19 protein-coding genes are annotated in these 17,524 nt (G+C 70.8%); 13 read left to right on the plus strand and 6 right to left on the minus strand.

Annotation, left to right across the window (positions count from 1 at the left end):
• Positions 1-19 precede the first annotated feature (19 nt).
• Positions 20-1,168 (plus strand): N-methyl-L-tryptophan oxidase, encoded by a 1,149-nt coding sequence (gene solA, locus JOF36_RS20580; protein WP_210029610.1) that lies wholly within the window; start codon positions 20-22, stop codon positions 1,166-1,168.
• 124 nt (positions 1,169-1,292) lie between these two features.
• On the plus strand, positions 1,293-2,144 hold the full coding sequence (locus JOF36_RS20585; RefSeq protein WP_210029613.1) for a class I SAM-dependent methyltransferase: 852 nt from the start codon (positions 1,293-1,295) through the stop codon (positions 2,142-2,144).
• Here JOF36_RS20585 and JOF36_RS20590 read toward each other — a convergent pair.
• Positions 2,136-3,029 (minus strand): helix-turn-helix transcriptional regulator, encoded by an 894-nt coding sequence (locus JOF36_RS20590; protein ID WP_210029615.1) that lies wholly within the window; start codon positions 3,027-3,029, stop codon positions 2,136-2,138. The two genes, JOF36_RS20585 and JOF36_RS20590, sit on opposite strands and share 9 nt — an antisense overlap.
• Positions 3,030-3,231: 202 nt before the next feature.
• On the opposite strand from JOF36_RS20590, the gene JOF36_RS20595 reads away from it, so the two are divergent.
• Positions 3,232-4,614 (plus strand): MFS transporter, encoded by a 1,383-nt coding sequence (locus tag JOF36_RS20595; protein WP_245350919.1) that lies wholly within the window; start codon positions 3,232-3,234, stop codon positions 4,612-4,614.
• Between the two features lie 23 nt (positions 4,615-4,637).
• Here the strand turns inward: JOF36_RS20595 and JOF36_RS20600 are convergent, their stop codons facing one another.
• On the minus strand, positions 4,638-5,240 hold the full coding sequence (locus tag JOF36_RS20600; RefSeq protein WP_210029623.1) for a TetR/AcrR family transcriptional regulator: 603 nt from the start codon (positions 5,238-5,240) through the stop codon (positions 4,638-4,640).
• A 99-nt stretch (positions 5,241-5,339) separates the two neighbouring features.
• On the opposite strand from JOF36_RS20600, the gene JOF36_RS20605 reads away from it, so the two are divergent.
• From JOF36_RS20605 to JOF36_RS20625, 5 genes are all read left to right on the plus strand, one after another.
• Complete coding sequence (locus tag JOF36_RS20605; RefSeq protein ID WP_210029625.1) at positions 5,340-5,609, plus strand: hypothetical protein; 270 nt, start codon at positions 5,340-5,342, stop codon at positions 5,607-5,609.
• Between the two features lie 125 nt (positions 5,610-5,734).
• A complete protein-coding gene (locus JOF36_RS20610) occupies positions 5,735-6,409 on the plus strand; it encodes a DedA family protein (RefSeq protein ID WP_210029630.1) in 675 nt (224 codons plus the stop codon).
• Positions 6,410-6,437: 28 nt separating this feature from the next.
• Positions 6,438-7,040 carry a dihydrofolate reductase family protein gene (locus JOF36_RS20615; protein WP_307862491.1) on the plus strand — a complete coding sequence of 201 codons (603 nt, stop codon included), beginning with the start codon at positions 6,438-6,440 and terminating at the stop codon, positions 7,038-7,040.
• Positions 7,041-7,042: 2 nt separating this feature from the next.
• On the plus strand, positions 7,043-7,633 hold the full coding sequence (locus JOF36_RS20620; protein ID WP_210029631.1) for a dihydrofolate reductase family protein: 591 nt from the start codon (positions 7,043-7,045) through the stop codon (positions 7,631-7,633).
• Positions 7,634-7,651: 18 nt separating this feature from the next.
• Complete coding sequence (locus JOF36_RS20625) at positions 7,652-8,230, plus strand: dihydrofolate reductase family protein (protein ID WP_210029633.1); 579 nt, start codon at positions 7,652-7,654, stop codon at positions 8,228-8,230.
• A gap of 13 nt (positions 8,231-8,243) precedes the next feature.
• Here the strand turns inward: JOF36_RS20625 and JOF36_RS20630 are convergent, their stop codons facing one another.
• On the minus strand, positions 8,244-9,230 hold the full coding sequence (locus tag JOF36_RS20630; RefSeq protein WP_210029635.1) for an aldo/keto reductase: 987 nt from the start codon (positions 9,228-9,230) through the stop codon (positions 8,244-8,246).
• A 101-nt stretch (positions 9,231-9,331) separates the two neighbouring features.
• On the opposite strand from JOF36_RS20630, the gene JOF36_RS20635 reads away from it, so the two are divergent.
• Entirely contained in the window at positions 9,332-10,174 is an 843-nt protein-coding gene (locus JOF36_RS20635; protein WP_210029636.1) for a helix-turn-helix transcriptional regulator, read from the plus strand.
• A gap of 41 nt (positions 10,175-10,215) precedes the next feature.
• On the opposite strand, the gene JOF36_RS20640 is transcribed toward JOF36_RS20635, so the two are convergent.
• Positions 10,216-11,742 (minus strand): MFS transporter, encoded by a 1,527-nt coding sequence (locus JOF36_RS20640; RefSeq protein ID WP_307862492.1) that lies wholly within the window; start codon positions 11,740-11,742, stop codon positions 10,216-10,218.
• A 5-nt stretch (positions 11,743-11,747) separates the two neighbouring features.
• Positions 11,748-12,998: an amidohydrolase family protein gene (locus tag JOF36_RS20645; RefSeq protein WP_210029651.1), complete on the minus strand. Its 1,251-nt coding sequence runs from the start codon at positions 12,996-12,998 to the stop codon at positions 11,748-11,750.
• A gap of 285 nt (positions 12,999-13,283) precedes the next feature.
• On the opposite strand from JOF36_RS20645, the gene JOF36_RS20650 reads away from it, so the two are divergent.
• The 4 genes from JOF36_RS20650 to JOF36_RS20665 all read left to right on the plus strand — a co-directional run bounded on the left by JOF36_RS20650 (position 13,284) and on the right by JOF36_RS20665 (position 17,251).
• Positions 13,284-14,183: a GntR family transcriptional regulator gene (locus tag JOF36_RS20650; RefSeq protein ID WP_210029658.1), complete on the plus strand. Its 900-nt coding sequence runs from the start codon at positions 13,284-13,286 to the stop codon at positions 14,181-14,183.
• 147 nt (positions 14,184-14,330) lie between these two features.
• A complete protein-coding gene (locus JOF36_RS20655) occupies positions 14,331-14,477 on the plus strand; it encodes a hypothetical protein (protein WP_210029660.1) in 147 nt (48 codons plus the stop codon).
• A 1-nt stretch (position 14,478) separates the two neighbouring features.
• Positions 14,479-15,429 (plus strand): DUF5996 family protein, encoded by a 951-nt coding sequence (locus tag JOF36_RS20660; RefSeq protein ID WP_210029662.1) that lies wholly within the window; start codon positions 14,479-14,481, stop codon positions 15,427-15,429.
• Between the two features lie 61 nt (positions 15,430-15,490).
• Positions 15,491-17,251 carry a pyruvate dehydrogenase gene (locus JOF36_RS20665; protein ID WP_210029663.1) on the plus strand — a complete coding sequence of 587 codons (1,761 nt, stop codon included), beginning with the start codon at positions 15,491-15,493 and terminating at the stop codon, positions 17,249-17,251.
• Positions 17,252-17,283: 32 nt separating this feature from the next.
• Here JOF36_RS20665 and JOF36_RS20670 read toward each other — a convergent pair whose 3' ends face one another.
• Positions 17,284-17,496 carry a hypothetical protein gene (locus JOF36_RS20670; RefSeq protein WP_210029671.1) on the minus strand — a complete coding sequence of 71 codons (213 nt, stop codon included), beginning with the start codon at positions 17,494-17,496 and terminating at the stop codon, positions 17,284-17,286.
• Between the last annotated feature and the right edge of the window lie 28 nt (positions 17,497-17,524).

Genomic DNA, 17,524 nt, shown 5'->3' on the forward strand with positions numbered 1-17,524 from the left:
ACGCAGCGGGAAGGCCTTCATGACCGCCACGGACGCGGACGTCGCTGTCGTCGGGCTCGGCTCGATGGGCTCGATGGCCGCCTGGCAGCTCGCGCGGGCCGGCGCCGACGTCATCGGTTTCGAGCAGTTCGGGATCGCGCACGACCGCGGCGCCGCCGGCGGCGAGTCGCGCCTGTTCCGGATGGCCTATCACGAAGGCCCCGAGTACGTGCCACTGCTGCGGCGGGCACGGGAGCTGTGGCTCGACCTCGCGGCGGCGAGCGGCCGGCCACTGTTCAGCCCGACCGGGTGCCTGTCCATCGGACGGCCCGAACTCGCGCCGATGGCCAACGTGCGCGCCTCGGTCACCGAGCACCAGCTCGCCCACGAGATCCTCGATCCGGACGAGCTCGCCGCGCGGTACCCACAGCACTCCCCCGCCGAGGGCGAGATCGGGATCCTGGACACCGACGGCGGCATGGTGCGCCCGGAGCTCGCCGTGCTCAGTGCCGCACGGCAGGCCCGGAGCCTCGGCGCCCGTCTGCACGAACACACCGCCGTCCGCGCGATCGAGCCATCCGGTGACCATGTCGAGGTGGTCACCGAATCGCAGGTGTTCACCGCGCGCACGGTCGTGGTCACGACGGGACCATGGACGGGGGAACTCGTGAAATCCGTGGTCGACCACGTCACCGTCAAACCGATCGTGCTGACCTGGTTCGCCCCCGACGACGTCACGGCGTATGCCCCCGACCGGTTCCCGGCCTTCATCCGGGACACCGACGGGATCCACGTGTACGGGAGCCCGGTGATGGACGGGGTGTCGGTGAAGTTCGGGGTCGCCGACGTCTGGGACCCGATCGACGGCGCCCGTGACCTGACCCGCGACCTCGACGCGACGGCGCTGCGCCCGGTCACCGACGCTGCCCGCCGGTTCCTGCCCGGACTGCACCCCGACCCGATCCGCTACGACGTCTACATGGACGGCTACACCACCGACCGCACCCCGCTGATCGGTGCGCTGCCGGGCGCATCATCGGTGATCCTGCTGAGCGGGTTCTCCGGCCACGGGTTCAAGATGGCGCCGGTGTTCGGGCAGATCGCCGCGGAGCTCGCCCTAGACGGTGGAAGCGGGTTCGACCTCGCCCGCATGGCTCCCGACCGCTTCGCCCTCGGAACCGGGGCATGAGCGGCGTGCGCGTAGGGACGGCCCCGGTGCCGCACGAGTTCCGAGGTCACGCCCGAGGACCGGACCCGTGCCCGACCGCGAAGTCCGTGCCGTGCCGCGAAGTTCGCGCCGGACCGTGACGTCGGTGGACGCTTGGACGTGGGACCTGACCCTGTTCGCGGGCACGGCCGAGCACTACGAGCGAGGGCGCCTGCCCTACGCGCCCGGCCTCGACGAGGTGATCGCCCGACTCCACCCCGGTCACGTCGGCAGCGGCCGGCTACTCGATGTCGGCTGCGGCCCGGGAACGTTGACGTTCCTTCTCCGGCACCTGTTCGCCGAGGTGGTCGGGCTCGACCCGGACCCCGGGATGATCCACGAGGCACGCCGCCAGGCCACCGAGGCCGGGGTCACCGGCGTCGAGTTCGTTCAGGCACGGGCGGAGGACCTCCCCCTCGGCCTCGGAACCTTCACCGTCGCCGCCTTCGGCCAGTCCTTCCACTGGATGGACCGTCACCGGGTGGCCAACGCGGTGTACGGCATGCTCCCGGCAGGCGGACTGTTCATCCAGGTCAGCGATCGCAAGGACGCTCCACCGCCGGACACGTCCGGCCGGGCCGACCCGGTTCCTCCGTACGACCGCATCAACGAGCTCGTCCGCGCCCATCTGGGTCCGGTGCGACGCGCCGGACGCGGGGTATTGCCGAACGGCACGCCCGACGGTGAGGCCGCTGTGATGGCACAGACCGGTTTCGAGGAGTCTGAACGCATCGTCATCCCGGCCGGCCAGATCGTCCTGCGGACCCCGGACGACGTCGTCTCCTGGGTTCACTCCCGATCGGACTCGGCTCCCGCGCTGTTCGGCAAGGATCTCGACACGTTCGACGGGGAGCTGCGGGCCCTGCTCCACGACGCCGCGCCCGACGGCCGGTTCGCCGAACCCCTCCCGGACAGCGAGATCATCCTCTGGCGCCGGTCACCGGACCCTTCATCGTGAGCGTGACGAGGCCGAGCCGAGCAGCCGCAGCGCGGCGAAGGAGGCGCTGCCGGCTTCGGCGGTGTGGGTGATGATGCGCTGGCCGTTGCCCTCGGGCAGGTGGAGGACCTCGTAGCCCAGCTCCAGCTCTCCGACCTCGGGGTGGCGGAAGCGCTTCGTACCGCTCGTGCACAGCCTGACGTCGTGGCCCGCCCAGAGCCGGGCGAACTCCGGGCTGTTCATCGTCAGCTCGCCGACCAGCTCGGCCAGGCGCCGGTCGTCGGCGAACTGCGCAGCGACATACCGCAGGGAGGCGACCGCCAGCGCCGCCTCGTCCGGCCAGTCGGCGTACAGGTCGCGGGTGTGCTCGTCGAGGAACAACAGTTTGAGCTGGTTCGGCCGGTCCTCGACACGCGAGGGCGCGTCACGGTCCCGGTGGCCTGCGAGCAACAGGTACCCGGCGCGGTTCCACGCGAGGATGTCGTTGAACCGGCCCAGCAGCACAGCCGGCACTTCGCGCATCGAGTGCAGCAGCTGCTCCGCACCGGGCTTGGCGACCTCCGGCTCGGCGGTGCGGGGCCGCCTCGCCGGGGCAGGCTGCGCCAGCGAGTACAGGTGGGCACGCTCGTCGGCATCGAGCCGCAGGGCACGGGCCAGCGCGTCGATGATCGCCTCCGAGGCGTTCTGCGACTGCCCCTGTTCCAACCGGGTCAGGTACGTCACCGACACCCCGGCCAACCGGGCCAGCTCCTCACGACGCAGACCCGGCACGCGACGTCGGCCGTAGCTGCTGACGCCCGCCTCGTCCGGGGTGATCCGGTCGCGACGCGAACGCAGGAACTCGCCCAACTCGGTGACCGGGCGATCTGTCTCAACAGGCTGCGGGCCGACGGGGCGTCCTTCCATGCGCTCCATCGTCGCTCATCCGCCCCCGCCGAGCCTGTCCCTGTCAGTGCCAGGCAACCGCAGACTCCGCACACCGTGGTTCTGGCTACCCGTTCTGCAGCACCTGAGCCTGAACGACATGACCGAGAACGGCACATCACCACCGTCGACAACGCTTACGGCTGCGGATTCCGAACGGTTCACCACGGCGCAGAAGATCGCGATGGCGGTTCTGCTCACGGCGAACTTCACCCTCGCGGTCGACTTCTCCATCTTGAACGTCGCCCTGCCGCACATCGGCACCGAGCTCGGATTCACCACCTCGGCGCTGCAATGGATCGTCACGTCCTTCGCGCTCTGCGCCGCGGGATTCACCCTGTTCTTCGGTCGCGTCGCCGACCTGTTCGGCCGCAAGCGCCTGTTCATGATCGGCATCGTCCTGCTCGGAGTCTCTTCCCTCGCCGGGGGTCTTGCCAGCGAGCCCGCCCTGCTGATCGCTGCCCGCGTCGGCCAAGGCACGGCCACCGCGATGGTCACCCCCGCAGCGCTGTCGTTGATGACCACGATGTTCCCCGAAGGGCCGGCCCGATCTCGTGCGCTCGGACTCAACGGCGCGCTCATGGCCGCAGGCTTCACTGCCGGAGCGGTGCTCGGCGGCCTGCTCACCGGCGTCGTGTCCTGGCGGTGGGCGTTCTTCATCAACGTCGCCGTCGCGGCGGCCGTGGTCCTCGTCGCTCCCTTCGTGCTGCGCGAACCGGCCCGCGGACATCGCCCCGCGCTCGACGTCCCCGGCGCGATCACCATCACCGTGGCCCTCGTCGCGCTCGTGTTCGGCATCGACAACGCCGGCCACGACGGCTGGACCCGGCCAGGCACCTGGGGCCCGGTCCTCGGCGCGCTGATCCTGTTCGCCGTGTTCCTGAAGATCGAGTCCCGGGTGCGCGAACCTCTCGTCGCACCGAGCCTGTTGACGCGCCGCACCATCGGCTGGGGCAACACGGCAGGCCTGCTGGCCTTCGGAACCTTCACCTCGCTGGTATTCCTGCTGACGCTCTACCTGCAGGAGGTCCTCGGCTACACCGCGATCGCCGCCGGGCTCGCCCTCGCCGTGCTCGGCATCGGAACCGTCCTCGGCGGCCTCATCGCGCCGAAGATCATCGGCCGCACCGACGCCAGGACCGCGATCGTCCTGGGCCTCACCGTCCAGGCCGCCGCAACCGTCCCGCTCGCCTTCGCCGGCGACACCCGCGGCTGGCTCCTCCCGCTACTGATCCTCACCTTCGTCGGCGGCGTGGCGAACCTCGTCGCGATCGTCGGCTACGCCGTCGCCTCCACCGCCGGCGTGCCCTCCGACCAACACGGCCTCGCGACCGGGCTGGTCACCATGAGCCAGCAGGTCGGCATCGCCCTCGGCACCCCCGTCATGTCCGCACTGGCCACCGGACTGGTCGCTGCCACATTGCTCCCGGGGCTGCGGTTCGCCATCGGCGTCAATGCAGCGATCGCGTTCGCCGCGGCAATCCTCGTCGCGGTGTTCCTGCGCCTTCCGACGGCTCCTCCCGCTGCGGAGCCGACAGCAGAACCGACGGCTGCTGGAGCGGCCTGACACGCCACGTCACCAGCGAGCCGTCAGACGCCTCCGGTCGGACTCGAGGCGAAGGCGAGCATCGGTCGCACGGTCGCGACGATCATGCGGCCGGCGTCGGCGGGCTCCACCCGGCCGGCGTGAACCTCCTCCGCCGCACCGTTCAGGACGTGGTGCACGACGCCGACCAGCCAGGTCATCGGCAGGTCGGTGCGGAACACGCCCTGGTCCTGGCCGCGGCGCAGCAGCTCCTCGAACCGTTGCACCGGGCCGGGGTGCAGCTCCAGGATCCGGGCCGGGGGCAGAGCGTTCTGGGCGGCGCTGAGCAGCGCGCTCGACTCCGCGACCAGCGACCAGCTGGACTCGAGCAGCCGGGTCACCGCATCACGGGCGTCCCCGGTCAGATCGACCGCCGCCAGCGTCTGCTCCCCGGCGCGCAGCGCGTCGACCAGGGCGGCCTCGACCAGCTCGGCCCGGCTGGGGAAGTGGCCGTAGAGGGTCATCCGCCCGACCCCGGCGGCCCGGGCGATGTCGTCGATCCGCGCATCCGGGTCGGCGCCGAGGCACTGCCGCGCGGCGGAGACGATCCGGGCGATGCTGCGTTCGGCGTCCGCACGCCGGCGCGGACGGGCGTCAGCCGTGGCCATGATCGCCATCCTAAACAACTTGTACACGCAGGTACACGATAGTACCTTCGCCCGAACAAGTCGTACGTCGACGTACGAGCTGGTGCGGGAGGTCCTTCGATGTCCGAGGCCGGGGTCCACGACACGCCTGCGGGCAGCGGCGGGACGGCTCATCCGTGGCGGTGGCGCATCCTGGGCCGTTCCGGCCGTGTGGCTGCACCCGGCTCCGGTCCCGGCGGCCGCGATCACCACACCACGCTCACCGGGTTCACCAGCGGCTTCGCCGGCGCCGCGGCCGCCGCGGCGGGCGTCGTGGCCGCCGTCCTGACACCCGCCACCGCGTCCGCGCCCACCGGCGCCGGCGACCGACCCCGGGACGGGACCCGATGACCACCGGCGGCCCACCCGGAACCGACCCGAGCCCAGCGGCCGGGCCTGCCTTCGCGCCGGTGCGATCCGAGAAGCCGTCGACGTCCGGCCGACACCGGCAATCCTCAGCGCGGTTTCGGCGATGGGTGCCGTGGCAGGGGCCCGCCACCCGCGTCGACCTGGCCCTGATCGGCGCGATCCTCGCGGTCGTCGGGCTCGGACTGGCACTCCGGCCGCTCACGCCGTTCCTGCTCGCCGAACACCCGGTGCTGCTCGGGTTCGCCACCGGTGACCTGGTGGCGATCGGGGCCGGAGCCGCGTTCGCCCGGATCGGCGAAGCGCCGCTGTGGCTGGTCGTCGTGGCCGGGGCGCTCGGGATGGTGAAGTTCGACTGGCTGACCTGGTGGGCCGGACGGCAGTGGGGCGCGGGCATCATCAGGATGTTCACCGCAGGCGACCGCGCCCAGCAGTACGCCGCCCGAGCCACGCGGTGGAACCCGTGGGTCATGCGCCTCGCCGTCGTCGCGGCCGTGCTGCCCGGCGTCCCGGCCCCGGTGGTGTACGCCGCGGCCGGCTGGGCCCGGATGCGGCTCGCCACGTTCCTGCTCCTGGATCTCCTCGGTGCGGCGCTGCTGACCGCGCTGGTCGCCGGCCTCGGCTACGGACTCGGCCAACGGGCCGTGGACGTCGTACTGCTGATCGACCGCTACGCCTCACTGGTGAGCCTGACTCTGATCGCGTCGGCGCTGCTGGTGCCCGTGCTGAAGCGGTGGATCACTCGCTCGAACCACCCACCGCGACGGGAGACCACACACCCATGACCACCACCGCAACGAATCTCCTCCCGCCGTGAGCACCGCCGTGCTGTCCATGTCGATGTCCGTCGACGGGTTCATCGCGGGACCGGACGACGGACCGGGCAACGGGCTCGGGGACGGCGGGCACCGCCTGCACGAGTGGTTCATGAGACCCACCGACACCACGCACAAGGGTGCCGCCGGCCGGCTCACCGGAGTGAACCGCGAGATCATGGACGAGATGCTGGCCACCGGGGCGGTGGTCGTCGGCCGCCGGACCTTCGAGGCCGCAGGCGGCTGGGGTGGCGACCACCACGACGGCGTGCCGATCGTCGTGCTGAGCCGCCGGGAGCCCGACGCCGCGATGCGATGGCCCACGGTGACCTACCTGAGCGACGTGGTCACCGCGGTGGCCACGGCCAAGGACGCCGCCGGGAACAAGGACGTGCTGGTCCACGGCGCGCTCACCGCCCGGCTGGCGCTGGCCGCCGGTGTGCTCGACGAACTACTGATCCATCTGATCCCGGTGCTGCTCGGGCAGGGCCGTCGGCTGTTCGAGGACATGCCGCCCGACCGCCACGAGCTCGAGCTGCTCCGGGCACAGGACGGCCCGGGCGTGCAACACCTGCGCTACCGCGTGCGGTCGGGGGGCTGACGATGGCGATCCGGCTGTACATGACCGTGTCCCTGGACGGCTTCGTCGCCGGCCCGGGCGACAGTACGGACGCGCCGATGGGCGTCGGCGGATTCCGCCTGTTCAACTGGCTCGACCGGCGCAACGATCCCGGACCCGACGGCCAGGTGTACGCCGAGTCGGTGGCCACCCGTGCCGTGATCGCGGGGCGCCGCAGCTACGAGCACGCCGGCCGTTGGCAGGGCGACCACCACGACGGCGTCCCGGTGTTCGTGCTGACCCACGACGTTCCGGACGACCCGCCACCGGGCACGGTCCGCTACGTCACCGACGTCCGCGACTGCGCCGCGCAGGCTCGCGCGGCGGCCGGTGACGGCGACGTCATGGTGCACGGCGCCGGGGCGGCGCAGGCGTTGCTGCGGGCCGGGCAGCTCGACGAGCTCGAACTGCACCTGGTTCCGGTCCTGCTCGGGCAGGGCAGGCGGCTGTTCGAGGCGCTGCCCGCCGAACACATTGAGCTCGACCTGGTCCGGCGATTGACTTCACCGGAGGTCCCGGACCTTGCGCAGCAGGTCACGCACCTGCGTTACCGCGTCACCTCGCGAACCGAATGACGACCTCGGGAGAGCATCATGACCGCCACCTACACCTTCGACGTCTTCTCCAGCCTCGACGGCTTCGCGGCCGCCGGCGGCAACTGGACCGGCTACTGGGGCAAGCAGGGCCCCGAGCTGCTCGACCACCGCCTGTCGCTGTACGACGAGGAACAGCGGATGGTCTTCGGGGCCGACACGTATCGGTTGTTCGCGCAGATGCTGGCCTCGAGCACCGAGGAGTCCGAGGTGCGGGATCCCTGGGTCACGCGGATGCGGAACCTGCCGGCGACGGTGGTGTCGACGACCCTGGACGGCCCCCTCGACTGGCCCGACGCGACCGTCGGCAAGGGCGACGCGGTCGACGTCGTCGCCCGGCTCAAGCAGGAGTCCGAGGTGCCGTTGCGCTCGCACGGCAGCCTGTCGATGAACCGGGCGCTGATGGCCGCCGGTCTGGTCGACCGCGTCCAGGTGACGATCTTCCCGGCCATCACCGGTCGCACCGGATTGGAGCCGATCTTCCAGGGTGCGGCCGACTTCGACCTCGAGCTGCTCGAGCACCGGACGCTCGACGGCCACATCCAGGAGCTCATCTACCGGCCCACCCTGCACGGGTAAGTACGACACAACCTCAGTTCCCCACGCCGAGCGAGCTCATGAATGCCGCCGGGTAGCGGTCGCCGAGGGCCGAGCCCGCGGGGACGGCCTCCTCGATCGCGGTGAGGTCCTCGGGGGTGAGCGTGATGTCGAGGGCGGGCAGTGCCTCGGTCAGTCGCTCCCGGGTCCGGGCGCCGACCAGCGGCACGATGTCGTCGCCTTGCGCCGCGACCCAGGCGATCGCCAGCTGGGCGACCGTACAGCCCTTGGGTTCGGCCACCTTCCGCAGCGCCTCGGCCAGGGCGAGGTTGTGCTCCAGGTTCTCTGCGGCGAAGCGGGGGCTGTGGGCGCGGAAGTCGCCGGGCTTGCCGGGGACGTAGTTGCCCGAGATGAGGCCTCGGGACAGGACGCCGTAGGCGGTGAGGCCGATGCCCAGCTCGCGCAGGGTGGGAAGGACGTCCGTCTCGACGGCGCGGGAGATCAGGGAGTACTCGATCTGCAGGTCGGCGACGGGATGCACGGCGTGGGCGCGACGGATGGTGGCTGCGTCGACCTCCGACAGACCGACGTGCCGGACGTATCCGGCGTCGATCATCTCCTTGATGGCACCCACCGTGTCCTCGATCGGCACGGCGGGATCGAGGCGGGCCGGGCGGTAGATGTCGATGTGGTCCACGCCGAGGCGGGTCAGCGAGTAGGCGAGGAAGTTCTTCACCGCGGCGGGGCGGCTGTCCAGCTGCAGCGGCGGGATGCCCGGGCCGCCGAGCCCGCCGAACTTCACGGACAGCAGGTAGCCGTCCCGGTTCCGGCCGCGGAGGGCCTCGGCCAGCAGGAGCTCGTTGTGTCCCATGGCGTAGAAGTCGCCGGTGTCGATGAGCGTGACGCCGGCGTCGAGCGCGGCGTGCACGGTCGCGATGCTCTCCTCGCGGTCGGCGTGGCCGTAGGCGCCCGACATGCTCATCGCACCGAGGCCGAGAGCGGAGACGGTAGGGCCGGTGCTGCCGAGGGTGTGTGTCTGCATGACCGCACTCTGCGCCCGGATCGGAACGGCAGAAACAGAGTGTTGATCGTGGGAGAGCCGCTCCCTGGCTGGGCGATCCGGCGGCGAGGACCATGGGGCCTGTGCAGCGTGAACAACTCGCCGACTTCCTGCGCCGCCGTCGCGAGTCGATCCGGCCCGGCGATGTCGGTATCGCGGCGGGACCGCGGCGCCGCACCACCGGTCTGCGCCGGGAGGAGGTCGCGATGCTCGCCGGGATGTCGCCCGACTACGTCGTCCGCCTCGAACAGGGACGCAGCAGCCGGCCGTCGATCCAGCTGCTCGGCGCGTTGGCTCGGACTCTGCGTTTGACCGACGACGAGTGCGACCACCTCTTCCACCTCGCCGGACACCGCCCGCCACCTGCCGAGGGGGTGGCCCAGCTGGCGCGCGCCGGTCTCATCCGCATGCTCGATCTCCTCCACGAGACGTCGGCCATGGTGATCTCGGACCTCGGCGAGGTCCTCGCCCAGAACCGGATCTCGCTGCTGTTGGCGGGCGACCAGACAAGCTTCGTCGGCGACCATCGCTACCTCGCCTACCGCTGGTTCACCCGACCCGAGGTGCGGGCGGGCCACCCGCGGGAGGAACAGGAGCGGCACGCCCGGCACCTCGTCGCGGACCTGCGCGCCGTGGCGGGCCGCCGGGCCGGGGATCCGACGGTCAACGGGCTCGTCGACCGGTTGACGGCCGCGAGCCCGGAGTTCCGAACGCTGTGGGCCGAGCACGAGGTGGCTGTCCGCCGCGCCGACCGCAAGACCCTGCTGCATCCGCGGGTGGGTGCGTTACTGATGGACTGCGAGACCCTCGTGACCCCTGATCTGGGACAACAGCTGCTGGTCCTCACCCCGGCGGACGACGAGACTCGGGAGCGGCTCGATCTGCTGAAGGTAGTGGGCACCGAGGAGTTCCCGGCGGGGGTTTGAGCCGCGCAGAAGGGTGGACATCCCGGAGGGGTGGGACACGCCTACTTCTGAAGTCCGGCGGGCGGCGGGGCTGGCACTTCGCGAAGCAGTATTCCGGCGGCGATACCCGATATCGTGAGGACGACGGCGCCCACGGTCGCGGCGCTGGTGAAACCGTTCGTGTAGGCCTCGAACGCTTGCCGCAGCAGCGGGCCGGCGACCTCGTCCGGCAGGTCCTGGGCGGCGGCGACGGTGCCGCCGATCGTGTCGGTGGCGGCCTCGCCCACCGTTGCGCCCAGGGTGATGTCGGCGTTCATCGTGTCGCGGTATATCGCTGCGGCGAGGGTGCCGAGGACGGCGATGCCCAGCGCGCCGCCGAACTCGCTGCTCGTCTCTGCCAGGGCTGACGCGGCGCCGGCTTTCTCCGGCGGGGCCGTGGTCAGGACGAGCGAGGTGACCAGCGTGGCGGTCATTCCGACGCCGAGGGTCAGCGCGGTGTAGGCGGTGATCAGCAGGACGATGTGGGAGTCCGCGGTGACGAGGGTGAAGGTGGCGAACCCGCCCGCGGAGATCAGGAGCCCGAGGGAGACGAGCACTGCCGGGCGGATGGTCCGTGCCAGCAGCGAGGCGAGAGCGACGCCGGTGAAACTGCCGGCGACGGTCGGGAGCATCCACAGCGCCGCAGCGAACGGTGCGTATCCGAGGACGGTCTGGATGAAGGTCGCCGCGAGCAGCCCCATGCCCGCGGCGGCGAAGACGATGACGCCGTTGGCCAGGATCGAACTGCTGAACGCGGGACGGGCGAACAGCCGCACGTCGATCATCGGGCTGGTGCTTCTCCGCTGGCGAACGACGAAGAGCGCGGCGAAACCGGCTCCCCCGGCGACGGCGGCGATGGACGTCCACTGTGCGCCGTCCTCGGCGATCTTCTTGATGCCGTGGACGACCGGCAGGACAGCCGCGAGCGAGAGAGCGGCGCCGAACAGGTCGAAGCGGCCGGGATCGGGGTCGCGGGATTCACCGATGATGATCGGGGCGGCGAGCAGCAGCGCGATCATGACCGGCACGTTGATGAGGAACACCGAACCCCACCAGAAGTGCTCCAGCAGGAGCCCACCGACGATCGGGCCGACCGCGACGCCGCCGATGAACGCACCGGTCCAGATCCCGACCGCGGTACGGCGCTGGTTCTCGTCGAGGAACATGCCGCGGATCAACGACAGCGTCGACGGCGCGAGTGTCGCGCCGCCGAAGCCCAGGAGGGCGCGCGCGGCGATCAGCATCTCGGCGCTCTGGGCGAACGCTGCCAGCAACGACGCGGCACCGAAGGCCACGGCGCCGATCAGCAGGAGCCTGCGCCGCCCGATCCGGTCGCCGACGCTTCCCATGGTGATGAGCAGCCCGGCCATCATGAACCCGTAGATGTCCATGATCCATAAGAACTGGCTCGCCGTGGGGTTCAGGTCGGCACTGATCCACGGCGATGCCATGAACAGGACGGACAGATCCATCGAGGCCAGCAGCGCCGGGAGCACCAGCACCGCCACGCCGAGCCAGTCACGAGCGTTGGCACCTGCGTGAGTTGCCACGCCCGTCATCGGTCGCCGCCCGCGATTCGCTGCGCGGTGGCCAGCAGATGCGCACGATCGTCGGGTCCGACGTGATACCCGTCCACCACGACGGAATGGATCAGCTGGGTGTTCCGGATATCGACGAGTGGATCGGCGTCCAGGATCACGAGGTCGGCCACGCGATCCGCCTGCACCGTGCCGGCCCAGTCATCACGGCCGAGGAACCTCGCCGGCTCCAGAGTGGCGCACTGGAGAGCCCGCATCGGGGTCAGGCCGGCGGCAACGAACTGCTCGAGCTCGACGTGCAAGCTGAACCCGGGGAACAGCCCGGGACCCACCGAGTCCGTACCGGCCAGCAGCCGTACGCCCGCCTCGTCCATGGCGGCGACGGTCGCGCGTCGCCGGTCGAGCAGATCGCGATGGTGCGCGGATTCCTCGATCGACCGGCCGCCGCCACAGTAGATCTGCTCCCTGAGGAAGCCCCAGGACTCCGGGGTACCGGGGACCAGATACTCCATTCGCTGGTCATCGAGTCGGATCGACTCAGGTCGGTCGATCGCCACGTGCACCGCGAGGGTGGGCGTGTAGGCGACATCGGCGGCGACGAGACGTTCGAACACCGAACTCGCCGCGGTGGGGTCGTACGAAGCGACCGCATCCCACTCGACCTCGGTGATCTGCTTCAACCAACTGCCGAGGTGGAACTCCGGGGACGTCCGTATCGCGGCCATCGCCGCCTCGAGCCTGTCGACGTCCGACGATGTGGCAGGCAGGAGCCCACCGAACAGGTGCTCGAACGACCGCTGACCCGATTCGATCTGGTCGAGGAACGGCACATTGTCCGATCGATGGCCGGCGACGGCGATGTCGCGCCGGTGTGCCTCTGCGATCACGGCACGATAGGCGTCCGGGGCGAGCCGCGAGTACACCTTGATGAAGTCGGCTCCGTTGTCGATCGCCTCGGCCACGGCTCGCCGCGCTTGCCCGGGTGATGTGACCGTCACGATCGGGGTATCGGGGACGTCGGACCACAGTCCGGGCTCGCCGTCGAACAGGGGGCTGGCGATGGTCATCCGCGGGCCGAGCAGCTCACCGGACTCGATCTTCTCGCGGATCGTGTGCAGCACGGGCCGGCCCCACATCTCGCGGACCGCCGTCACGCCGTTGGCGACGTACAAGCCGGCGAAATGCCGGGGGTCATCGGTTTCCGCCTCACTGTGCACGTGCATGTCGGTGAGCCCCGGAATGAGGTACTTCCCGCTGACGTCGTGCACCAGGGCACCGGGCGGGATCGGAACCTGCGAGGCAGGCCCCACCGTCGTGATCATCCGGCGGATGACGACCACGGTCTGGTCCGGCCGAGGTGGGGCGCCGGTCGCGTCGATCACTGTGGCACCGACGTAGGCATGGATCTCGCATTGCGTCATGCGTACAAAGTATCGGCGCTCTAGGCACGCGAGAGCTGACCTGGTGCACTTGCTGGTATATGGGACTTCGAGAGCCTCCACGGGCAGGACGCACCTGTGGCGACGCCTCAAGTGCACTAGTACTCTACGTCCGTGTCCGATGCAGACGATCTGCCATCGCAGCGGATCGCCGCTGCCCTGCGGGAGCGGATCGCACGCGGTGAGCTCGAACCCGGTGATCGAGTCCCCTCCACCCGGCAGCTCGTTCGGGACTGGGGCGTCGCCATGGCGACGGCGAGCCGCGCGCTGGCGACGCTTCGGGACGAGGGCCTGGTGACCACACGGACGGGTTCGGGGACGGTGGTGCGCGGCGTCCGCGGGTCGGGTGCCGCGCCGTTGACCCGGAGCCGTGTCCTCGCCGTCGCCGTCCGTATCGCCGACCGCGAGGGGTTGGAGGCACTGTCGATGCGCCGGCTGGCCGGTGTGTTGAAGGTGGCGCCGATGTCGCTGTATCGGCACATCGCCGGGCGCGACGAGTTGGAGATCCTGATGGTGCGCGCCATCTTCGGAAGCAATCCTCTGCCTCGTTCGATGCCTACGGGCTGGCGACAGCGCCTCGAAGTGGTATATCGGCTGCAATGGCGCTTGTACCGCGCTCATCCCTGGTTGGCGGAGCTGACGCTGGTGACCCGTCCACCGCTCGCGCCGGAGGCGATGCTGCACAGTGAGTGGACCCTCGAGGCGCTGGCCGAACTCGACCTCGACCCACCGACACGGATGCGTACCGCGCTGGCTCTGCCCGCGTTGGTTCACGGGCTCGCTCTGGCGGCTCTGTACGAGATCCGTGCCGAACACGAGACGCGTCTGCGGAACGAGCAATGGTGGACCACGATCGAGGCCGAAGCGTCCGAACTGGTCCGTGGAGCCGGCTTTCCCCGGCTCCGTGAACTCGGCGCTCTCGCCACTGACGCGTTCGGCCTCGACGGTCTGGACGAAGCGTTCGAACTCGCTCTCGGTCACTACCTGGACGGGCTCGCTGCCGCAGCCGGGTGATCACGACGGTGAGCCCGTGCCGACTGCCGCGGCATGCACGAGCCGGGACGCCGCCCTACGGTCGGCCGGGCGGCGACGAGCATCGGTACGTCGTCCCACCGGTCGGCGAGCCGGCGCGACCGGATACACCGCACGAGGGAGCGACCCATGAAGATCACCACCGCGGTGGCCCGGGAGATGCCGACGCCCGTGCCCGCCGTACCCGGGCACGAGGGAGCCGGTGTAGCCGAGGCGGTCTCCGGCTCCACGGCGGGCACGGGCGTCGAACCGGTCGTCGTCATGGGTCGGGTGTGACGTGCGGGAAACGGACAGGCCGGGCACGTCCGGCTGGCCGAGCCTGCGGGTCTCGGACTGGACCGCCACACGCGACACCCTGCACATGTGGACCCAGATCGTGGGCAAGATCCGGATGGCGCACGCCCCGCTGGTCAACCACTGGTGGCAGGTCACGCTCTACGTCAGCCCCCGCGGCCTGACCACGTCCACGATCCCCCACCGGTCGGGTGCGTTCGAGATCGAGTTCGACTTCGTCGGTCACCAGCTCGCGGTGCGCAGCAGCGACGGCGACAGCCGCACCCTCGCGCTGCGCCCCATGCCGGTCGCCGAGTTCTACCACCAGCTCCTGGACATGCTCGACCGGCTCGGGATCGAGGCACCGATCCGGCCGAGTCCCAACGAGGTCGACCCCGCGATCCCGTTCGCCGACGACCACGAGCACGCCTCCTACGACAGCGAGGCGGCGGAACTGTTCTGGCGCCAGCTGCTCCAGGCCGACCGGGTGATCGGCGAGTTCCGGTCGCACTTCGTGGGCAAGGTCAGCCCGGTGCACTTCTTCTGGGGTGCGATGGACCTGGCGTGCACGCGCTTCTCCGGCAGGCCCGCACCCCCACATCCCGGAGGAGCCCCGAACTGCGGGGACTGGGTCATGGTCGAGGGGTACTCCCGCGAGCTGTCCAGCTGCGGGTTCTGGCCGGGCGGCGGCGAGGAAGGCGCCTTCTACTCCTACGCCTACCCCGAACCCGACGGCTTCCGCGACTACCCGGTGGGGCCGGCGGCAGCGCACTTCAGCACCGAGTTCGGGCAGTTCCTGCTGCCCTACGAAGCCGTCCGCACCGCCCCGGACCCGGACCGGGCGCTGACCGAGTTCCTGCACACCACCTACGAGGCGGCAGCCGAACGCGCGCACTGGGACCGCGCCGCGCTGGAGGACGACCCGTACCGGTGGGGCGACCGCATCCGCCGATGAGCGCGGGCCCGTCGCGTCGTGGACGGGCCGACCCGGCTGCGGGGCGGTAGCGTCCCGGGCCGTGGCCGTCTCCGTCAGTGACCAGCTGGTCGAGGTCCTCGTCCAGGCCGGCGTGCAACGGATCTACGGGTTGGTGGGCGACAGCCTCAACCCGATCGTCGACGCCGTCCGGCGATCCGGTGGGTCGGCGCAGGGCGGGGTCGACTGGATACACGTCCACAACGAGGAGTCCGCAGCTCTCGCGGCCGCCGCCGATGCCCAGCTGACCGGCACGATCGCGGTGTGCGCGGGTAGCTGCGGGCCCGGCAACACCCACCTGATCCAGGGCCTCTACGACGCCCACCGCTCCGGCGCCCCGGTGCTGGCCCTGGCCTCGCACATCCCGACCGGGCAGATCGGGACGAACTACTTCCAGGAGACCCACCCGACGGCGCTGTTCGCGGAGTGCTCGTCGTGGGTGGAGCTGGTGTCCCGCCCGGACCAGATGCCGCGCCTGCAGCGGATCGCCCTGCAGACCGCACTCGCCGAGGGCGGGGTGTCGGTGCTGGTGCTGCCCGGTGACATGACCGCCGAGCGGGCGGCCCACCCGACGGGGAACTGCGACCTGGTGCCGCCGACGGGGACGGTGCACCCGTCCGACGACCGCGTGGCAGCCCTGGCCGACCGGATCAACGCCGCGCGGACGGTGACGCTGTTCGTCGGCGCCGGCGCCCGCGACGCCCGTGAGGAGGTGCTGGCGCTCGCCGAGAAGGTGAAGGCGCCGGTGGGGCATTCGCTCGGCGGCAAGGAGTACATCCAGTACGACAACCCGTACGACGTCGGGATGAGCGGGCTGCTCGGCTACGGGGCGTGTTACGAGGCCTCGCACGAGGCCGAGCTGCTGGTACTGCTGGGTACCGACTTCCCCTACGACGCGTTCCTGCCGCAGTCCCGGACCGTGCAGGTCGACCGGCGCGCGGCGCACCTGGGGCGGCGCACGGCGCTCGAGCTCGGGGTGGAGGGCGACGTCGGCGCGACGCTGCGGGCCGTGCTGCCGCTGCTCGACCGCAAACCCGACCGCTCCTTCCTCGACGAGATGCTGCGCCATCACGCCGAGGCCCTCGAGAACGTCGTCGAGGCCTACACCTCCCGGGTGGAGGACCATCGCCCCGTCCACCCGGAGTTCGTCGCGTCGGTGCTCGACGACGAGCTCGCCGACGACGCGATCGTCACCGTCGACACCGGGATGTGCAACGTCTGGGCCGCCCGCTACATCACCCCGAACGGCCGGCGGCGCATCATCGGGTCCTACCGGCACGGGACGATGGCCAACGCCCTGCCGCACGCCATCGGCGCCGCGGTGTCGCACCCCGGTCGGCAGGTCGTGTCGATGTCCGGCGACGGCGGCCTCACGATGCTGCTCGGTGAGCTGCTCACCGCCGTCGAGCAGGACCTGGACCTGACGGTCGTCGCCTTCAACAACGGCACGCTGGGCATGATCCGCCTGGAGATGATGGTCGCCGGGTTCCCCGCGTTCCAGACCGACCACGGACCGGCGGATCTCGGGGCGATCGCCCGCGCCGCCGGTCTGCACAGCGCCACCGTCGAGGACCCGACGCAGCTGCGCGACGCGCTGCGGGACGCGCTGGCGCACCGCGGTCCGTCGCTGGTCGACGTGCGGACCGACCCCAACACGCTGTCGCTCCCGCCGCGCATCACCGCCGAGCAGGTCCGCGGGTTCGCACTCGCCGGGATGCGCACCGTGCTGGCCGGCGGCGTCGGCAAGATGGTCGATCTCGCGCGGTCGAACCTGCGACTCATCCCGCGAGGTCCACTGCGCTGACGCACTGCGCACCATCCTGTCGACACCGGCGGTCAGGGCAGCTGCGGGCCGTTCGTCCCGGATCCGAGCGACGGCGACCGGGAGCCGGACACCCGCCGGTACGCCCAGATCCCACCGCCGATCAGCAGCGCGCCTGCCGCCACCCAGACCAGCGACCCGATCAGCCAGCCCAGCACCGGTAGCACCACCCCGGTGAGCACCACGATCGCGCCGATCCCCGCCAACACCAACAATGCGATTCTCATGGCTCCACGATGCTCTGTCTCCGGTGGC

The sequence above is a fragment of the Pseudonocardia parietis genome, assembly GCF_017876315.1.
Taxonomy (GTDB): domain Bacteria; phylum Actinomycetota; class Actinomycetes; order Mycobacteriales; family Pseudonocardiaceae; genus Pseudonocardia; species Pseudonocardia parietis.